General features: G+C 73.2%; 13 protein-coding genes and 1 pseudogene. 4 read left to right on the top strand and 10 right to left on the bottom strand.

Features of this window, described 5'->3' with window-relative positions; translation table 11 throughout:
- Positions 1 to 11 precede the first annotated feature (11 nt).
- Positions 12 to 527, bottom strand: a complete 516-nt coding sequence (locus tag V2W30_RS05480; protein WP_338694106.1) for an Lrp/AsnC family transcriptional regulator — start codon at positions 525 to 527, stop codon at positions 12 to 14.
- 59 nt (positions 528 to 586) lie between these two features.
- On the opposite strand from V2W30_RS05480, the gene V2W30_RS05475 reads away from it, so the two are divergent.
- The gene (locus tag V2W30_RS05475) at positions 587 to 1,846 is read left to right on the top strand and encodes a trans-sulfuration enzyme family protein (protein ID WP_338694104.1); all 1,260 of its coding nucleotides are present in this window, start codon (positions 587 to 589) and stop codon (positions 1,844 to 1,846) included.
- Here the strand turns inward: V2W30_RS05475 and V2W30_RS05470 are convergent.
- The 5 genes from V2W30_RS05470 to V2W30_RS05450 form a co-directional block, all read right to left on the bottom strand.
- Positions 1,779 to 3,185: a GNAT family N-acetyltransferase gene (locus tag V2W30_RS05470; protein ID WP_338694102.1), complete on the bottom strand. Its 1,407-nt coding sequence runs from the start codon at positions 3,183 to 3,185 to the stop codon at positions 1,779 to 1,781. The two genes, V2W30_RS05475 and V2W30_RS05470, sit on opposite strands and share 68 nt — an antisense overlap.
- Before the next feature lie 318 nt (positions 3,186 to 3,503).
- Positions 3,504 to 6,137 (bottom strand): DUF6493 family protein, encoded by a 2,634-nt coding sequence (locus V2W30_RS05465; RefSeq protein ID WP_338694100.1) that lies wholly within the window; start codon positions 6,135 to 6,137, stop codon positions 3,504 to 3,506.
- Positions 6,134 to 7,537: an SWIM zinc finger family protein gene (locus tag V2W30_RS05460; RefSeq protein ID WP_338694098.1), complete on the bottom strand. Its 1,404-nt coding sequence runs from the start codon at positions 7,535 to 7,537 to the stop codon at positions 6,134 to 6,136. The genes V2W30_RS05465 and V2W30_RS05460 overlap by 4 nt, the downstream gene beginning before the upstream one ends.
- Positions 7,538 to 7,729: 192 nt before the next feature.
- Positions 7,730 to 9,313, bottom strand: coding sequence for an alkaline phosphatase D family protein (locus tag V2W30_RS05455; RefSeq protein ID WP_338694097.1), 1,584 nt, complete (start codon positions 9,311 to 9,313; stop codon positions 7,730 to 7,732).
- A 229-nt stretch (positions 9,314 to 9,542) separates the two neighbouring features.
- Positions 9,543 to 11,021 (bottom strand): PLP-dependent aminotransferase family protein, encoded by a 1,479-nt coding sequence (locus tag V2W30_RS05450; protein ID WP_338694096.1) that lies wholly within the window; start codon positions 11,019 to 11,021, stop codon positions 9,543 to 9,545.
- A gap of 14 nt (positions 11,022 to 11,035) precedes the next feature.
- On the opposite strand from V2W30_RS05450, the pseudogene V2W30_RS05445 reads away from it, so the two are divergent.
- A pseudogene (locus V2W30_RS05445) lies at positions 11,036 to 11,974 on the top strand (DMT family transporter); the annotation flags it as partial.
- 36 nt (positions 11,975 to 12,010) lie between these two features.
- Here the strand turns inward: V2W30_RS05445 and V2W30_RS05440 are convergent.
- A complete protein-coding gene (locus V2W30_RS05440) occupies positions 12,011 to 12,841 on the bottom strand; it encodes an alpha/beta fold hydrolase (protein ID WP_338694094.1) in 831 nt (276 codons plus the stop codon).
- Positions 12,842 to 13,069: 228 nt separating this feature from the next.
- Between V2W30_RS05440 and sigJ the strand changes: the two genes are divergently transcribed.
- Both sigJ and V2W30_RS05430 read left to right on the top strand, forming a co-directional pair.
- Positions 13,070 to 13,921 carry an RNA polymerase sigma factor SigJ gene (sigJ, locus tag V2W30_RS05435; RefSeq protein WP_425244664.1) on the top strand — a complete coding sequence of 284 codons (852 nt, stop codon included), beginning with the start codon at positions 13,070 to 13,072 and terminating at the stop codon, positions 13,919 to 13,921.
- A 301-nt stretch (positions 13,922 to 14,222) separates the two neighbouring features.
- Positions 14,223 to 14,984 carry a GntR family transcriptional regulator gene (locus V2W30_RS05430; protein ID WP_338694091.1) on the top strand — a complete coding sequence of 254 codons (762 nt, stop codon included), beginning with the start codon at positions 14,223 to 14,225 and terminating at the stop codon, positions 14,982 to 14,984.
- Positions 14,985 to 15,235: 251 nt separating this feature from the next.
- Here V2W30_RS05430 and V2W30_RS05425 read toward each other — a convergent pair whose 3' ends face one another.
- The 3 genes from V2W30_RS05425 to V2W30_RS05415 form a co-directional block, all read right to left on the bottom strand.
- A complete protein-coding gene (locus tag V2W30_RS05425; RefSeq protein WP_338694090.1) occupies positions 15,236 to 16,393 on the bottom strand; it encodes an ROK family transcriptional regulator in 1,158 nt (385 codons plus the stop codon).
- A gap of 131 nt (positions 16,394 to 16,524) precedes the next feature.
- Positions 16,525 to 17,175, bottom strand: coding sequence for a response regulator transcription factor (locus V2W30_RS05420; RefSeq protein WP_338694088.1), 651 nt, complete (start codon positions 17,173 to 17,175; stop codon positions 16,525 to 16,527).
- Positions 17,176 to 17,189: 14 nt separating this feature from the next.
- Positions 17,190 to 18,410: a sensor histidine kinase gene (locus V2W30_RS05415; RefSeq protein WP_338694086.1), complete on the bottom strand. Its 1,221-nt coding sequence runs from the start codon at positions 18,408 to 18,410 to the stop codon at positions 17,190 to 17,192.
- Positions 18,411 to 18,500: the final 90 nt, after the last annotated feature.

Here is an 18,500-nt window from a genome sequence, read left to right as displayed (position 1 = left end):
CCTCGTACGAGTCAGGGGGCCGCGTCACCATGATGCGCATCCGGCGTCGCGGGCGCGCCCGGCGGCAGCAGCGGGCCGCACTCCCACTGCTGGAAGATCAGCCTGGTCTCGACCCGGGCGACTTCGCGATGCGCCGTGAACTCGTCGAGCACCAGGCGCTGAAGATCCGCCATGTCCCGCACGGCGACCTGCACCAAGTAGTCGTCCGGGCCGGTCAGATGGAAGACGGTCCGCGCTTCGGGCAGCGCCCGGATCCGCTCCACGAACGGCCCCACCAGCTCCCGGCGGTGCGGCCGCACCTGCACCGACAACAGCGCCTGGAGCCCGCGGCCGAGGCGCGCCGGATCGAGCCGCAGCACATGCCCGAGGATCACCCCCGCCCTGCGCAGCCGGGTCACCCGGTCCAGACACGTCGACGGCGCGACGCCGACCTGCGCCGCGAGATCCCGGTACGTGGTGCGGGCATCGTTCTGAAGGAGTCGCAGGATCTCAAGATCAACCGGATCCAGTACGAGGGAATCGCCCATCCGGCGAACGTAGCACGGGAGTTGACCCACTCGATCCGGTCCCTGTTCATCCTGGCGCCATGGACATCAACGAGGATGTGACGTACTCCCGGACGGCACCCACCGCACCCCGTCCCCGGGCGCTCGCCACCGAAGCCGTGCACGCGGGCCGCGACGATCTCGCCGCCCTCGGCCTGCACGCCCCGCCCATCGACCTGTCCACGACGTACCCGTCCGCGGACAGTCGCGCCGAGGCCGCCCGCATCGACGCGTTCGCCGCCGACGGCGTCCTCGACGACGGGCCGCCCGTCTACGGCCGGCTCGGCAACCCGACCGTCGCCCGCTTCGAGACGGCCCTCGCCCGCCTCGAAGGGACGGACAGCGCGGTCGCGTTCGCCAGCGGCATGGCCGCCCTGACGGCGGTCCTTCTCGTCCGTCTGTCGGCGGGCCTGCGCCATGTCGTCGCGGTCCGCCCGCTGTACGGGTGCAGCGACCATCTCCTCACCGCGGGCGCGCTCGGTTCGGAGGTCACCTGGGTCGACCCGGCCGGGATCGCCGACGCCGTCCGGGCCGACACCGGTCTGGTGATGGTGGAGTCGCCCGCCAACCCGACCCTGGCCGAGGTCGACCTGCGAGCCGTCGCGCACGCCTGCGGTTCCGTGCCGCTGCTCGTCGACAACACCTTCGCGACGCCCGTGCTGCAACGGCCGGTCGAGAGCGGCGCCCGGCTCGTGCTGCACAGCGCGACCAAGTACCTGGGCGGTCACGGCGACGTCCTGGGCGGTGTCGTGGCGTGCGACGAGATGTTCGCCAGGGAACTGCGCAAGGTGCGGTTCGCGACGGGCGGCGTGCTGCATCCGCTCGCCGGCTACCTGCTGCTGCGCGGGCTCTCCACGTTGCCGGTGCGGGTGCGCGCCGCCTCCGCGAGCGCGGCGGAACTCGCGCGGCGCCTCGCCGGGGACCCGCGCGTCACCCGCGTCCACTACCCGCGCATCGGTGGCGCGATGGTCGCCTTCGAGGTCGCCGGGGATCCGCACGCGGTGACCGCCGCGGTGGAACTCGTCACCCCGGCGGTCAGTCTCGGCAGTGTCGACTCCCTCATCCAGCACCCGGCCTCGATCAGTCACCGCATCGTGGCCGCCGACGACCGCAGGGCGGCGGGCGTCAGCGACCGGCTGCTGCGTCTGTCGGTCGGCCTGGAGGACGTCGAGGACCTGTGGGCCGACCTCGACCGGGCACTGGACGCGAGCGCTTCGGGCCGGCCGTCGGCCGTCAGCGGCGCTCGATCTGCTCGTACGGCGGCCGCGACGCCACCGGTGTCGTATCGAGCCGGGCGGTGATCACCAGCGTGCCCTCCTCGATCTGGTAGTCGAGCGGCAGACCGAGCGCGCGCATCGCCGCGACCATGCCCGTGTTGGACGCCTGCGTCACCGCGTACACGCTCTCGCATCCGGCCTCGACCGCCATCGCGACCAGTCGGCCGAGCAGTTCGGAGCCGACCCCGCGGCGCTGCCAGTCGTCCTCCACGAGCAGTGCGATCTCGGTCTCGTCGCCGTCCCAGAGCAGATGCCCCAGGGCGACGACCTTGCCGGACGCGGTCTGCGCGGCCAGAGTGCGGCCGAAACGGGGGCTCAGCAGGTGGTTCAGATACCGGTCCGCATCGCTGACCGGCCCGTGGTACCGCATGCTCAACGTCCGCTGCGAGCACCGCTCGTGCATCTCCTTCGACGCCGCCACATCGGCGACGTCGGCGCGGCGCACCGTGATCTCGTTGCCCTCGGGCAGCGTCAGCACGTCCTGGCTGCGCGGCACCCGCGGCCCGAGCCGCGTGTCGAGCTCGACGAGGGCGCGGGCCCGCGCGAACTCGGTGGGGGTGAACGGCAGATACGGTCGCTCCACCGTGATGACCCCGCCCTCGGGCGTCCGCAGCCGCATCCCGGTCTCCTCGAAGCCGCCCTCGACCGGGGCGCCGTCACGCCCCGCCGCCCCCGGCGCCGTGGCAGGCAGCGACTTGATCGTGCACCGGCCCAGCAACTGGCGCAGCGCCAACGGCAGTTCCGCCGCGTCCAGCGCCGTACGCGTCGCCAGACCCAGGATCCGGGTGGGCGCGTCCACCAGGTCGTGGGCGTCCGCCCGCTCGATCCAGGTACCGGCCCCGCCGGCCTGCGCGACCGCCCGGGTCAGCTCGGCCGCGGTCAGCTCCTGCGGCGCGCGCAGCAGGAACTCGTCCACGGTGCCGTCCGCCAGCGGGTGCGTCTGAAGGTTGAGGATGTCCACCCGGTGCCGGGCGAACGCCGTGCACAGCGCCGCGAGCGAGCCCGGCTCGTCCCGCACCGTCGTCCGCATCCGCCACAGCACGCTCTGCGCCGGATCGAGCGGCGCGGCCGCCGTGACCGGCCGCCCGGCCGTCGCCCCGGAGGAGGCGGACGACCGGGCGCCGGTATCCGGCGATGGCGGCGCGTGATCGTGGCGCCGTGACCACCACACGTGGAACCCGGCCGTGGCCAGCAGCACCACGGCCGACACCGTGAGCAGCACGGGCCCGTCCGGGCCGTGCCCGATCATGTTGGCCACGGCGTCCGCGACCGCCACGGCCGTGAACAGGGCGGCCAGTTCGACCAGATCCCGGCGCCAGTGGTGGGCGGGCCGGCCGTGCTTCACTCGCGTCACATCAGACATGTCTGGACTCATGCATCCACTGTGAAGGAACGGTGTTGCGTGATCACGAACGGTTTGTGACCGATGGGTAAAGAGTGCTTATGGCTGTTTTGGCCGGTTTTTACTTCTGGATGTGCCGAGTGGCCTTGCGAGAGCCCCCGCCCAGCGATCCCGCCCAGCGGGCCTCGCCCGGCATTTCCCACCCAGCGGTCCCAGTCGGCGGGCCTCGCCCGGCGATCTCAGCGGCGGTCTCGCCGGGCGGCCTGACCTGGTGGTGACACCAGCTCAGCGGCGGTCTCGCCGAGCGGTACTACTCGGCGATCACACCCGGCTGCCGCCTCAGCCGGTCGCCGCGTGCAGCCGTCGCGCCTGCGCCACCAGTCGGGACGAGCCCTTCCGCGCGGCGACATCGGCGAGGCCGGGTATCGCCTCGCGCTCACCCGTCCGCTCCGCACAGTCAGCCGCCACCCCGAGCAGATCGCCGAGTCCCCGCAACGCGACCGGGCTCTCCTTCCTCGCGAGCAGCGTCGGCACCAACCCCCGCAGCACCTGCGACACCGTGCCGAACGCCCCGGTCGCCGCAGCCGTCCCGAGCGACTCGGCCAGGCGCGTGGCCTTGACGTCGGCGAGATCCCAGGCCTGCGCCAGCAGCGAGCCCAGCAGCCGCCCGTCGAGCTGTCGGCGGCCCGCCAGGATCAGCAGCGCGTCCACCGCCGCCAGCCGGTCCTCCGGATGACGGGCCGCCAACCCGTACGCCACCGACAGGTGAACGGCCGTCCCCGCCGTACCTTCTGCCTCGGCGAGCAGCGGCAGATACGCGGCAGCGCCCCGTATCTCGTACACCGTGCAGAACGACACCTCCTGCAGCAGGCGCGCCGCCACGGTCTCGCGCCGCCCGGGAAGTACCGCGAGCCAATGGGCCTGCTCCTGCGGGGTGCCCGACTCGACCTGCCAGTACGACACCGACTCCTCGGGCAACGGCAACGACTTCCCGAGACGCCGGAACGGGTCGGGCAGCCCGTCGTGCAGATCGGCCTGTTCCCCGAGCCCCACGAGCAGATGGCCACTGTCTGCGCCGAGGGTCATTGCCGCCTCCACGGGCGTCGGTGAGCGCAGCCAGTCGGCGAGCCGCCCACCCTCGCGCGTACCGAGCGCTGCCGCATCCCGCGCGGCGTCCTCCGCCTGTGCGCTGCCGCGATCGACCCGCAGCAGGGCCTGCGCGAAGTCGGCACTGCCCACGCGGGCGCCCGCATCCCGGTAGGCCGCGAGACGCTGCACCAGCGCGGCCGGCTCGATGAACCCCGTGCTCCACGTCGGCGTCGCCAGCAGGAAGGGCACCGGCGCGGTGCGGATCTGGTACGCCGCCTCCCACAACCGGGCGTCGTAGCACCGGCGCAGCGCGCTGTCCGCGTGGCTCGCGCGCCCCTGCGGCCCATGGGTGACCGCCTCGTGCAGGACCCCCGTCCGTACGGTGTCGGCCACCGCCGCCGCGACGACCTCCAGGCCGTAGGTGGCGCCCCGGAAATGCGTCTGCGCAAAACCCTGCCGGTCCGAGTCGTACCACCAGCGGCGTGACACCGCCGGCAGCAGCGCCTCCTTCAACGCCGCACGGTCGCGGTACGCATGGCGCATCAGACCGTCGAGGGTCCGCTCGAACGCCGCCATGTCCCCTCCGGACGCGAGCAGCGCGCCCACCTCCTCGGCCACCTCCGCGGCCGAGTCGGGCGCGGAGGCGAGACGGAACGGCTCCGCGGCGGTCGGCAGCACCTCCTCGTACGGCCCGTCGGCGCTGAGACGCACCCCCAGCACCTCCTCGGCACGCGATCGCAGTCCCGCGCTCAACTGGTCCGCCGCGAGAGCCAGTTGACTCCTGGCCGCCGCCCCGGCGTCGGCGATGTGCCGCGCCACCAGCTTCAGGGCCCGCTCCTGCACCTCCGTGTCGGCATGACCGAAGGCCTCGCCCGCAGCGGGCAGGAGCTCGTCGGCCGCCGGACCCCCTTGCCGGCCTATGCTCCTGAGGACCCTGTCGAGCAGGACGAGCTGCGCCCGCACCAGCTTCTTCTCGGGCCGGAACAGCACCGCCACCGACACCTCGGCGAGCGAGCGGGCCGACACCTCACCGTCCAGCGCCAGCGCGCCGAGCACCTTCTGCGCGTACGTGGCGACCGGCGCCGCCCCGTCCGCGCACAGCGCCACCCAGTCGGCGAGCCGCTCCCGCTGCTCGTCGCGGCTCAGCGCCAACCGGTCCAGGACCTTGAGGAACAGCCGGACGTCCGACGGACGTCCGCCGCGCACCAGCCGCGCGACACAGCCGTCGACCAGGGCCTTGCGCTCCAGCACCCCCTCCGCCGCCAGCTCCGCCAGACCGCGCGACCAGCTCCACCGGTCGTTGGGTTCGTACCAGTCGAGGCGGCCGCCGATGTCGTCCGTCTCGAACAGCGCCGCCGTCAGCTCCGCCAGATGAGGCTCGGCGCGCAACCGGTCGGCCAGCGACTGGCGGTGCCCGCGACCCGTGTTGACATGGTCGACCCAGCCGACGACGTACGCCTCCGTCGTCGGAACCGGACAGCCGGACAACGCGACCAGACCCGACAGCACCCCGTACGGCACACCGCGCGACGTCGGCAGTGCCGCGAGCCGGTGGGCCACATCGGCCAGCCACGCCGTCTCACGGTCGCCGAGCAGGTGCAGCAGCACCTGCGGGGCGGCCTGCCGCGACCACCGCCAGTCGGCCGCCCCGAGCCACGTCGCTGCCGCCGCCGCACCGGTGTGGCACGCCGCCCCGGCCGCCTGAAGCGCCGGATAGGCGACCCGGGCGTCGGAGCTCCACGGCTCCGCACGCAGCTCCTTGCGGAATTCCTTCAACGCGGGCAGGCAGGCCCGGCGCTCCACGTCGGTCATCCCGTCGAGGAGATCCGCGACCTCGTCAAGGTCACCCTTGCGCACCCACCGCAGCAGCGTCTCGTGGCTCATCGCACGCCCTCCACGACCACCGCGGCCGAGGTGCCGCTCGTGCCGGGGGCCGCCGCGCCCCGCCGCACCATCCGCACCGCGAGCGCGTGCTTGCAGGGCCCGCGCCCACCTCGATACGTGGCCCACCATACGCACGTACAACTCAACGTCCCCCCGTCCTCGCGGACCCGGTGCACATGACCGTCCTCCGCCGTGACCGTGCCGAGCTTCCCGTCCCACGCCACCGCTCCCGCCCCCAGCAGCGCCCGCGCGTCCCGCAGCCGCGGATTGTGCCGCTCCACGCGGCCCGCCTCGTAGGGCAGTTCACGGTGGAAGTACGCCGCCTCCGCCGTGTCGTACCCGACCCGCCCCGACGTCCCGAGCCGCACCAGGGCCGCCCGCACCCGGTCCACCGGCAGCCCCGACGACGCGGCCAGATCGGCGAGATCGACGCGCGGCTCCCAGGCGAGCAGCACGGATATCAACTCGGCGTCCTCGGCGGCCTGATCCGTGGCCAACGCCTCCAGCACACCGCCTTCCCCGGAGAACCCGCGCGCGGCGTCCGGCGAGAGGGTGAGGGTCAGCCGCATCCCGGGCAGCACCGCTTCCCACGCGCCGGCCACCGCCGCGTCCGAGGAGACGACCGGGCCGTACACCCGCAGCGCCGTCGCGTGCCGCAACACCCGCTGGAGAGCAACGAGCCGCTCCGGCCCCGGCAGGCACACGGCGCCCGGCACCGCACGCGTCGTCGGCCGCAGCGTCCGGCCCGCGGGCACCACCCAGCGTGGCCCGCGCCCCGCCGAGCGCGGCAGCGAGCGCAGGAACCGCACCGCTTCCGACGCCGTCAGCTCGGCCCGCAGCTCGAAGCCGGCCGCTGTCACCTGCGCCTCGGCGAAGCCGCGCAGCCAGCGGTCAGGCAGCGGCACCTTCTTCTCCACCACCGGCCCGTCGAGCGTGGTCACGGCCAGCGCGTCAGGCCCCACCCGCAGATGCAGCGGATCGTCCGAGCCGATCCGTGAAAGGGCCTGTCGCAGCGGGATGTTGACGTCCACATTGGTCGTGCCGTGCCGGATGTCGTCACCGTCGAGCCCTTCCGACAGGACGTCCAGGCGCGCGTACACACCCCCGCAGCCCGAGAACGACTCGAACCGCAGCCGGTCCCCGCTGCCCGTCACGACCGGATCGATCGAGGCCCGCAGCTGCTGCTGGTAGTACCGCGCCGCCGCCACGTCCGCCACCGCGAGCAGCCCGGCCGACGCCACCTGGGGCGCCGTCAGAAACCCGGCGAAGAACTGCGGATGGTCCTGGGGGCCCGCGGGGGTGGCACCCCGCGAGGTCTCCAGTCCCAAGCGGCGGGCACCCGCGGCGGACTCCAGCGCGGAGGGTCGACGATAGGTCACGGCCTGTGTTGATCGCGTCATGGGAAAACCGTAGAGGCCACCACTGACAATCGGCTCTGACCTGCGACTACGCCTACTTCTCGGGGAGTTGGCGGGTATCGGCGGCGGGCCACGGACAACTACTCTCCGCGCTCGGGATGCGTCGGCGTCCCGCGCCCATCGTTCGTCCGCGTTCCGTGCCCGGGATGCGCCCGCGCTCCGCGCCCGCCCCCGTCACTGACCGACGCGCCCCGGCTGCAACGTCTTCGTGAACAGGACGTCGCCGCCCTCCTGCCGCAGCCGCACGGTCAGCTCGCCGCTGCCGCCGTCGATCTCGACCTCGCCGAAGTACGGCGGTGTCTCCGCCGGCGACGTGTTCGCCCGCGCCGGGGCCTTGAGGAACACCTGCTGAGGTCCGAACGTCCCGTCCAGCTTCGCCGCCGGGAAGCCGCCCGCGGCCAGCGGCCCCGACACGAACTCCCAGAACGGCTCGAAGTCCTGGAACGCGGCGTGCGACGGCTCGTAGTGCTGCGCCGACGTGTAGTGCACGTCCGCCGTCAGCCACAGCGTGCCCGTGATCCGCTCGTGCTTGATGTGCCGCAACAGCTCCGCGATCTGCAACTCCCGGCCGAGCGGCGCGCCCGGGTCGCCCTGCGCCATGGCCTCGAAGTTCACGGCGCCGTCCGTCACCACGAGCCCGAGCGGCATGTCGGAGGCGATCACCTTCCACACCGCTCGCGACGTCGACAACTCCCTCTTGAGCCAGGCGAGTTGCTCCGCGCCGAGAATGCCGGTCACGTCGTCGGCCTGCCGGTTCGGCGAGTTCGCGTCGCGGTACGTCCGCATGTCGAGGACGAACACGTCGAGCAGCGGACCCTGCCGCAGCACCCGGTACACCCGGCCGTCCGCGTCGCCCGGCGGCAGCGTCGAGACGGGGAAGTACTCGCTGAACGCGCGCAGCGACCGCGCGGACAGCACATCGACGTTCTTCTCGGTGTAGCGGTTGTCGCTGAGGATCTGGCCCGGGTACCAATTGTTGTGCACCTCGTGGTCGTCCCACTGCGTGATCGTGGGGACCTGCGCGTTGAAACGGCGCAGGTTCTCGTCGAGCAGGTTGTAGCGGAACGCGCCGCGGAACTCCGCCAGCGTCTCGGCGACCTTCGCCTTCTCCTCGGTCGTCACATTGCGCCAGACCCGCCCGTCGGGCAGCGTCACGCTGGGCAGGATGGGGCCGTCGGCGTAGATGTTGTCGCCGCTGCACAGGAAGAAGTCCGGGTCGAGGGCGCGCATGTCCTCGTAGACGTGGTAGCCGCCCCGGTCGGGGTTGATGCCCCAGCCCTGCCCGGCGATGTCACCGGACCACAGGAACCGCACGTCGTCACGGCGCCGCACGGGCGAGGTGCGGAACGTTCCTGTGACCGGCTCGCTCGTACGGCGCGGATCGTCCGGGTCGGCGAGCAGGACGCGGTAGTGGATCTGCTCGCCCGGCGGCAGGCCGCGCAGTCGGGTCGTGCCCGTGAAGTCGGTGCCGGCGCCCACGAGGGGGCCGCGCCATCTGACGGGGTTGCGGAACGATTCGGTCGCGGACGTCTCCACGATCATCCGGGCGGGCCGGTCCGATCGCACCCACACCAGGCCCGAGTGCGCGGTGACGTCACCGGCCTGCACGCCCCAGCCCGCCTTCGGGCGCCCCGACAGGGCGAACGCGGGAGCCGCGGCACCGCCGATCGCGGGCAGCGCGAGCGCCGCCGTCGCGGCGAGCGAACCGCGCAGCACTCCGCGGCGGCCGGGCAGGGGACTCGGCGGACGGTGTGACATGGGCGCCTCCAGTGACGGTTACGACGACGGTGCGGAGCCTGGACCGTGCGCGGCGCCGCAGCGCCACACCTACTGTTTCGCCACGGCGCGCACACGAACCCCAAGTGAACAACTGCCCCCACCATCAAGGGAACCGGGCGCGCGGAAGCCGCATCCAAGAGCCCCGGGTTCAGGGACGCGGCGCGGACACCTCAGTAGCGCGCGTGTTCTTCCGGCCTCCCCGCCACGGCTACCGCTTCGTGCTCCGCGCACGCGCGTGGTCCGCCCGCTGAGCCGCGTGCGCCATCAGACGCACGCCTTCGGAGATGCGCGCGGGCGTCAGATGCGCGTAGCCGAGCACGAGGGACAAGCGTTCTTCGGTGCTGGTCCCGTAATGGCTCAGTGGGCGGACCGCGACCCCGGAAGCGGCGAACCGCTCAAGGAGCGTGCCGTGCGGACCGCAGCCTTCGGGAAGCGTGGCGATGGCGTGCAGGCCCGCCGCGATGCCCGACACCTCCGTGCCCGGAAGATGCTCCTCAAGAGCGGCCAGCAAGGCGTCCCGCCGCTCCTTGTAGGCGCGTTGGCAGCGGCGCAGCTGCCGGTCGTAGTCACCGCGCGCGATGAAGCGAGCGAGCGTGGCCTGGTCGAGCGCCGGATTGCCGAGGTCCATATAGCGCTTACGGGCGACGAGTTCGTCGGTGAGGCCGTCGGGCACGACCAGCCAGCCCAGCCTGAGCCCCGGCGCCAGCGACTTGCTCACCGAGCCCGTATAGGCGACGTGTTCCGGATCGAGCCCCTGCAACGCGCCTACAGGGGCCCGGTCGTACCGGAAGTCCCCGTCGTAGTCGTCCTCCACGATGATGCCGTCCCGCGCGCGTGCCCAGTCGAGGAGCTCGGCCCTGCGCGACGGCGTGTACGCGATGCCGGACGGGAAGTGGTGCGACGGCGTCGTGACCACGGCGCGCACCCCGGACTCCCGCAGCGGCCCCGGGACGAGGCCCTGGTCGTCCACGGGCAGCCGCACCGCCCGCGGCCCCGCCGTCGCGAACAGGTCCTCGTACTGCGGGCTCCCGGGGTCCTCGACACCGACGGCGTGCTGCCCGCGCGCGTGGAGCACGATGCCCAGCAGCGTCACCGCCTGCGTCACCCCGGAGCAGACGATGACGCGCTCCGGTTCCACCACCACACCACGCCGCCGCGCGAGCAGCGCGGCCAGCACCGTGCGCAGCTCCGGCAGACCGCGCGGGTCGGGATATCCGAGCGTGGCGTGCGGCAGCCCGGACAGGGCGTCGCGCTGCGCCGCCGCCCACGCCGTGCGCGGGAACAGCGACAGGTCCGGGCTGCCCGCCACGAAGTCGACCCGGGCGCCGGCGGGCCTGCCGGGCGCCAGATCCCGTGCGCCGGGCGGCGCGGCCCGCACCGCCTCGCCCACCCAGGTGCCGGCACCCCGCGTCGTGCGCAGATACCCCTCGGCGGCCAGTTGCTCGTACGCCTCGGTGATCAGGCCGCGCGACACTCCGAGGTCGCCCGCCAGATCCCGGCTCGACGGCAGCCGCGTCCCCGGGACGAGCCGCCCCGAACGCACCGCGTCCCGCAGCGCCGCCTGCAACGACCGGCCACGCGCGCGTGCCGGGGCGCCGGCCGCAGGCAGCAGCAACTCCCAGGCTGCGGAGGGCGGTTCGGCGCCGCTCACCTCGGTGGCCTCGGGAGGGTGGGGCGACGGTGTCATACCGGTGGACCCTAATGCGCCCCGCCGCCGCGCTCACTCCGCGACCCGATTGGTCCCCGACAGCGGCCCACAAGTGGACCTCGAACCGGACCACCGCGCCTCCTAGCGTCGACGGCATGAACGCCACCTCGGTCCGCGGTTCCCTCCTCGCCTCGCTCGCCTGCATCCTGGTGGGCGGCTCCTTCACCGCCAACAGCGTCCTGGGCGACTACCCGTACGCGGGCGGGCAGTTCCTTCGCTACGGCCTCGCCTGCCTGCTGCTCGTGCCGCTGGTGGGGCGGGGCGGCACGGCCCCGCTGCGACGGCTGACACCCCGCCAATGGGGGCGCCTCGCGCTCCTCGCCGCTGTCGGCATGGTCGGCTTCAATCTCGCGGTGCTCGCCGCCGAACGGACCGCGGAACCCGCCGTACCCGGTGTCTTCGTAGGCTGCGCGCCCGTGATCGTCGCCGTCCTCGTGCCCCTGCTCGGCGGACGACGGCCGCAACGGATCGTCCTCTACGGGGCGTCGCTCGTCGCCGCCGGGGCGTTCACGGTCCAAGGGTGGGGCCGCACCGACGCCCTCGGGATCGCCTTCTCCGTATGCGCCCTCGCCGGAGAGGTGGGCTTCGCCGTCCTCGCCGTACCGGTGCTGCGCCCGCTCGGACCCCGGCTCCTGTCGTGCGTGGTCTGCGGGGTCGCCGCCCTGGAGTCGATGGCCGTGGGCGTCGCCGTCGACGGCGCTTCCTGGTTGCGTGTCCCGGACGGAGCGGAGACCGCCGCACTGGTGTGGCAGGCCGTGGTCGTCACCGTCGTGGGGTTCGTCTGCTGGTACATGGGCATGCAGCGGATCGGCGCGGAGCGGGCCACGCTGTTCTCCGGGCTCATCCCGGTGGCCGCCGCCTGCACGGCCCCGCTGGTCGGCGCGGGGAGCTACGGCCTCGCCCAGGGCGCGGGCAGCGCGCTCGTCGCCACCGGAGTGGCCCTGGGCTCGGGCGTGTTCGGCGGCCGGTCAGCGGCTGGTGTCCAGGATGACGCGCGCCACGAGCGCCGGATCGTCGTTCATCGGCACGTGGCCGCACCCGGGCAGCCGGACCAGCCGCGCGTCCGGCAGGGTGTGCTTGGCCCGGATCCCCTGACGGCGCACGAGAAGCCGGTCGCGGGTACCCCAGGCGATGGTGACGGGCACATCGGGGATGTCGTCACGGAAGCGCACCGTGCGCCCCGCCTCGAGCGTCTGCCGGAATCCGGTCGCGTCCCGCAGCGCCAGGGTCTCGGCGACCACCGACTCCGGTGAACGACGGCCGGGCCGCGCGTAGATGGTGCTCGTCAGCGCCGCGCGCCCGGCGGCCGACCGGGACAGCCGCTCGATCATGGGGAGCGGCAGCGCCTTCGCTCCCTGGCGCATGGCCAACAGCGTGCCGAAGGCGTACCGCCGCTCCGCCTCGTTCCAGAACCCCGCGGGGGACAGCGCCGTGACGGACCGTACGCGCTTGTCCCGGCCCAGATCCAGGGCGAGCAGCCCGCCCAGCGAGTTCCCCGCCACGTGCGGCCGCTCGACGCCGAGATGGCGGCAGAACGCGTCCAGGACGGGCACCACGCTCGTCAGGTCGTAGGCCATGCCGTCCGGCAGCGCGGGGGACCGGCCGAAGCCCGGGAGGTCCACCGCGATCACGTCGCGTTCCAGCGCGAGGATCGGCAGTACCGGCTCCCAGGCCTGCCAGTGGTGGCCTATGCCGTGCAGCAGGAGCAGCGGCTCCCCGGCGCCCGCTCGCTCGTAGGACAAGGACACGGCGTGGGTTCCGCCGGGGCCCTCGATGGTGAAGGACGCCTGTTCCGCCATGTCGCTCGCTCCCTGTCCCCGCCACACCCCGACGGTTCCTTAGAAACCTTGTCAGCAACAATTACCGCTCAGTAGCGTCCAGTTCAAGAGGCGGGAGCGCCCCGACCGCGCCGCCGCTCCCGGCGGACCTCTCAATTCCGTGTGGACAGCGGATGATTCGTCGGTTGGGATGGGGGCGTGGCCGCCGATTCCGTGATCGATGTCTTCGAAGAGCACCGGCCCGTCCTGATGGGCGTCGCCTACCGCATGTCCGGCCGTGTCGCCGACGCGGAGGACGTGGTGCAGGACGCCTGGCTGCGCTGGTCGCAGACCGACCGCGGCCACGTACGCGATCCGCGCGCCTATCTGGTGCGCATCACCACGCACCTCGCACTGGACCGACTGCGTCAGGCCCGGACCCGACGCGAGTCCTATGTGGGGCCCTGGCTGCCCGAACCGCTCGTCACCGACTTCGGGCCCACCGTGCCCGACACCGCCGAACAGGCGGTGCTCGCCGAATCCGTGTCGCTCGCCGTCCTCGTCGTCCTGGAGTCGCTCTCCCCGCTGGAGCGCGCGGTGTTCGTGCTGCGCGAGGCCTTCGGGCTGCCCTTCTCGGAGATCGCCGCGACGCTGGACCGGGGCGAGGCCGCGGTGCGGCAGCTCGGCGCCCGCGCGCGCAAGCACGTCGAGGAACGGCGGCCGCGGTTCGACGTCGACCCTGTCCAACAGCGCGATCTCACCGAGCGGTTCCTCGCGGCCGCGAGCGAGGGCGATCTCGACGGCCTCATGGAGCTGCTCGCTCCCGACGTCCGCCTCGTCGGCGACAGCGGCGGCAGGGCGAAGGCTCCGCTGCGCGTCATCGAGAGCGCCGACAAGGTGGGCCGCTTCCTGGGCGGCGTCGCACGGGAGGGCATGGCCGAGGGCATGCGGTTCCACTTCGTGGAGTTCAACGGAGGCCCCGGGCTGCTCGTCTCCCACCAGGGCAAGCCCGACAGCGCCTTCCAACTCGATGTCCTCGACGGCAAGATCCAGTGCGTCTATATCGTGCGCAACCCGGACAAGCTTCAGTCGCTCCACGAGGCGATGGATCAGACGCCCTGAGATGAACGCCAGTTGAGGCCCGTTCCCGTCGCGTCACGGGAACGGGCCTCCTTCTTGTGTCGCGGCGGTCTCGCTGTGGCCCTGCTGTGCTGTCGCTGTGGCGCGGCACGAACGCCGCATGAACGGATTGCGGCCCCGCGTGAACGCTCTGCGGCAAGGCTCCTGTGCGGGCGGTAACCGATCGAGGATTGGTCTTGACCAAGTCAGGAGGCGGCCCTACCCTCGCAGGGATAGTGCAGGAACCTTTAATAAACAAGGGCGCTAAAAAGCCGCCGGGGCACGGCTGTTGCGGAGGATCAGGGTGGGGACCACGCAGTTGGAAGCGGCACCGGAGCCGAAGTACTGGCACCTCAAGACCGTGCTCAGCGAGGCACTCGACTCCGAGTTCGCCGTCGGGGAGATCCTTCCGAACGAGCGAGATCTCGCGGCCCGCTTCGGCGTGGCCCGCGCCACGCTCCGCCAGGCCCTTGAGCAGCTCGAGCTGGAAGGCCGGCTCCAGCGCCGTCGCGGGGTGGGCACCACCGTGGCGCCGCCGCGAGTGGGTGTCGCCGTCGCCTCCACGGACCAGGACTGGCCCGGCGCCAGCGGAGACGCCTGGCAGGCCGTCGACTGCGTGCCGGACGTGCCGCCGGCCGCGGTCGCCGACATGCTGGAGACCGCTCCGGGGGAGACCGTCCACGTGCTGCGCCGTACGCGCGTCTCGCACGGCCAGCCCGTCGCCGCCGAGCTGCTCTACGTCCCGTCGACCTCGGTGCCCGACCTCACCGCCATAGACGCCCCCTCCGGCGCCGCACGCGCGCGTGCCGTCCTGCGGGAGTTGCAGCGCTTCGGCCTCGACGGCCAGGACCGCGCGGTGGAGCTCGGCTCGGCCCGGGCCGACGACGCGAAGGAACTGGACCGCCTTCCCGGGGCTCCGGTCCTCGTCGTGACGACCCGCTACCTCAGCGGCGGCGTGACCGCGGCCGTCTCCATGGCGACGTACCGGGCGGACACCTGCCGCCTCACCTTCGGCGACAGCGCGGGCGTGGAGATCCACCACGCCCCCCACACCCAGGCCTCCTGACCGGCCTCAGGACACCCGGCTGGGGGCGCGGAGAACCGCGCGCCCAGCCACCACGGACGTGCCCACGCGAAGCCGCCCCTGCGTGACCGTCACTCTGGGCGCCCCCACACCGCCGCTGGCGACCATCGCCGCCCACGGGCGCGACGAACTGCCCGCCCAGGCCCGTACGACGACCAGCCGCCACCGGGCCGAACGCCCCACCCCACAAGGCGCCCCCACGCCAGCAGGCACCCCGCACGGCCCGCCACCGGTTACCGGCGGGCCGTCACCGTGCCCTCCGTGGCGAACAACTGCTCCTCCACATGGTCCAGCGCCAGCCGCAACGCCCCCGTGGCCACAGCGGCCTCCCCGAGCAGCGACAGCGCCACTCGCGGCGGCCGCAGGCAGTACCGCTCCAGCTCCCGCCGCAGCGGATCCAGCACCCCGTCGAGCCCGGCAGCCCATCCGCCGACGACGACCAGCTCCGGGTCGAGCGCGAGCACCAGCGCCGCCACATCGTGCACCAGGCGTTGAATGAACCGCTCCATCGCGGCCCCGGCGCGCTCGTCACCGTCGCGGGCCAGCGCGAAGACCTTCGCCACCGCCTGCTCGTCCAGCGGGTGCAGCGGTTCGTCCGTGGTGGAGAGCAGTGTCTCCGGCCGCACCTCGCGGCCCAGCAGATGCAGCGCCCCGATCTCCCCGGCCGCGCCTCCGTAGCCGCGGTGCAGCCGCCCGCCGATCAGCGCGCCCGCACCCGGGCTCAGCCCGGCCAGGACGAACACCATGTCGTCCGAATCGACGGCGGCGCCCTTCCAGTGTTCGGCGACGGCCGCCGTGTTCGCGTCGTTCTCCACGATCACGGGGCACTTGAAGGAGCGGCGCAGCCGTTCCCCGAGCGGCAGTCCGGTCCATCCCGGCAGCGCGGTGCCGAGCCGTACCGTCCCGTCGGCCTCCACGATCCCGGGGCTGCCCACGCCGACAGCACGCAGGGAGCTGCGGGCCACGCCCGCCCGGCGCAGCAGATCGGCGACGGTTCCGCGCAGCCGCTCGATGCGCTCCTCCGCGGGGGCCGCTTCCTCGACGTCCTTGGACGCCGAGCCGAGGATCCGCCCGTCGAGCGCGGAGAGCACGGCGGCGACCCGGTGCGGGCCGATCTCCAGGCCCAGCAGATGCCCGGCCTCGGCCCGGAAGCGGAACTTCCGCGCGGGCCGTCCCTGGCGCCGTGCACCGGGCTCCTCGACCATGGTCTCCACGACGAGCCCGGCCTCGATGAGCCCTTCGACGACGCCTTCCACGGTCGGCCGGGACAGACCCGTGACGCGTGTGATCTCGGTGAGTGTCGCGAAATCCGTGGACCGCAGCGCGTGCAGCACCACCGCGGAATTGATCCGCCTGAGCAGAGAGGGGTCCCCGCCGGTCAGCCGCCCCAACGTCAGTCCTCCCAGCAGTTGCGCGTGTCCGCCGGATGGTACTCGCCGGAACCGGTGGCGGCGAGGGCCGGGTGCACTTCTGCGGCGCGTCCCGCTCACCCGGGCAGACCACGAAACGGACGCAACGGACGTCAGCTCGGCGCGACGAAACCGGATTCGTACGCGGCGATGACCGCCTGGGTTCGATCGCGGGCCCCGAGCTTGGCCAGCACCGCGCTCACATGGGACTTGACCGTCTCGGTGCCGACGACGAGATCCGCGGCGATCTCCGCGTTCGACAGGCCCCGCGCCATCAGCCGCAGCACCGACGCCTCGCGCTCGGTCAGCGCGGCCCGCTCCAGGGCGTCCCGGGCGGAGGCGTTGCCGTACTCGGCCGCCAGTTTCCGCACCGCCGCCGGGAAGAGGAGGGACTCGCCCGCCGCGACGAGGCGGACGGCGTGCACGATCTCGGCGGGCCTGGCCCGCTTCAGGAGGAACCCGTCGGCGCCCGCCCGCAGCGCCCCGTACACGTACTCGTCGTTCTCGAACGTCGTGATCACGAGGATCTTCGGCGGCCCCTCCACGGTGCGCAGGACCGCGCGCGTGGCCTCGATCCCGTCGAGCAGCGGCATCCGTACGTCCATGGCGACCACGTCGGGGCGCAGTTCGCGCACCAGCGGAACGACGGCCGCGCCGTCGGTGGCCTCGCCCACCACTTCGATGTCGGACTGCGCTTCCAGTACGGCGCGCAGCCCCGCGCGGACGAGGGGTTCGTCGTCGACGAGGAGCACGGTGATCGGCACGCGGCCAGCGTAGATCACCCCACCGGAAGCTCGACGTGCACCTGCCATTCGTCGCCGAGGCGCCCCGTCCGCGCGCGTCCACCGAGCAGCGCCGCCCGTTCCCGCACCCCGCGCAGACCGCTGCCCGTACCGCCACCGCCGGACGCCGCACCAGTAGGCAGCGCGTTGCGCACCTCCAGGGTCAGCAGGCCGTCCGCGACGACGAGGTCCGCGCGGACCGGGCCGGCGCCGCAGTGCCGGAGCACGTTCGTGAGCGCCTCCTGAAGGATGCGGTAGCCCTCCCGGGAGACGGGGCCGGGAATCGTCTCCAGGGGGCCCGACACCGTGACGTCCACCTTCGCGCCGGACGCCCGCGCCGAATCGAGCAGCCGGTCCGCCTCCTGGAGCGTGGGACGGCTGCTCGCCGGCCGCTCCGCCTCCCGCAGCACCACGAGGACACGCTCCAGATCCTCCAGGGCGGCCCGCCCGGTCTCCTCGATGGCGCCCAACGCCCGCTCGGTGAACGCCGGATCGGCCGCGGCCCGCGCCGCGCCCGCCTGCACCACGGCGACCGTCAACGCGTGGCCTATGGAGTCGTGCAGTTCCCGCGCGATGCGGTTGCGCTCCAGAAGCTGCTCGGTGCGCTCCTCCAGGGCGGCCAGCCGCTCCGCCGCGGACGGGCCGAGGAGCAGGGGAGCGGCCCGCGCCATCAGCCACCCCGCGCCCACCACCCCGTACAGCAGAGTCAGCAGGACGACGGGTGCCGCGAGTCCGTACCACCAGCCCGTGCCCGAGATCGGGACGGGGGAGACCGAGGAACCGGGCCGGGTGCCGGCCGCCGCCCCGGCCAACTCCAGTACGAGCGCCATCGCCTGGCCCGAGAGCAGGGCCACCGACAGCCCGAGGAAGAGGCGCAGGACGAGCCACAGCGACGTGCGGACACGGTCGCGCCAGGACGCGGACGGCGCGACCGAGACGGTGCGCGCCTCGTCGCTGCCCGCCACACGCGCGTGCCCGCCCGGAAACAGCATCAGACGTGCCTGAAGCCCCTCGGCCCGACGCATCGCGGGCACCAGGCCCGCCGCGACGAGCAGCGGCACCGGCACCGCGTACACCAGCAGCCAGTCCCCGAGCGTCGGCCGCGACAGACCCGGGTACACCGCCGCGCACACGAAAGCGACCACGGCCGCGCACAACAGGTGCAGCCAGCGGGTGTAGGTGACCGCACGCGTCAGCGGTCTCAGGGAGCGAGGCATGCCGTCATCGTGCCAAACGGCCCGGCCCCGGCGGTTCCCCCGTGCGGGGGAGAAGGTCTCCACCCGCGGGGGAGGCGGGGGCGCCCCGCC

Source organism: Streptomyces sp. Q6, assembly GCF_036967205.1.
In the GTDB taxonomy this organism is placed as follows: domain Bacteria; phylum Actinomycetota; class Actinomycetes; order Streptomycetales; family Streptomycetaceae; genus Streptomyces; species Streptomyces citrinus.
Note: the sequence above shows the minus strand (reverse complement) of the source record. Positions and strands in the feature narration are given on the sequence as shown.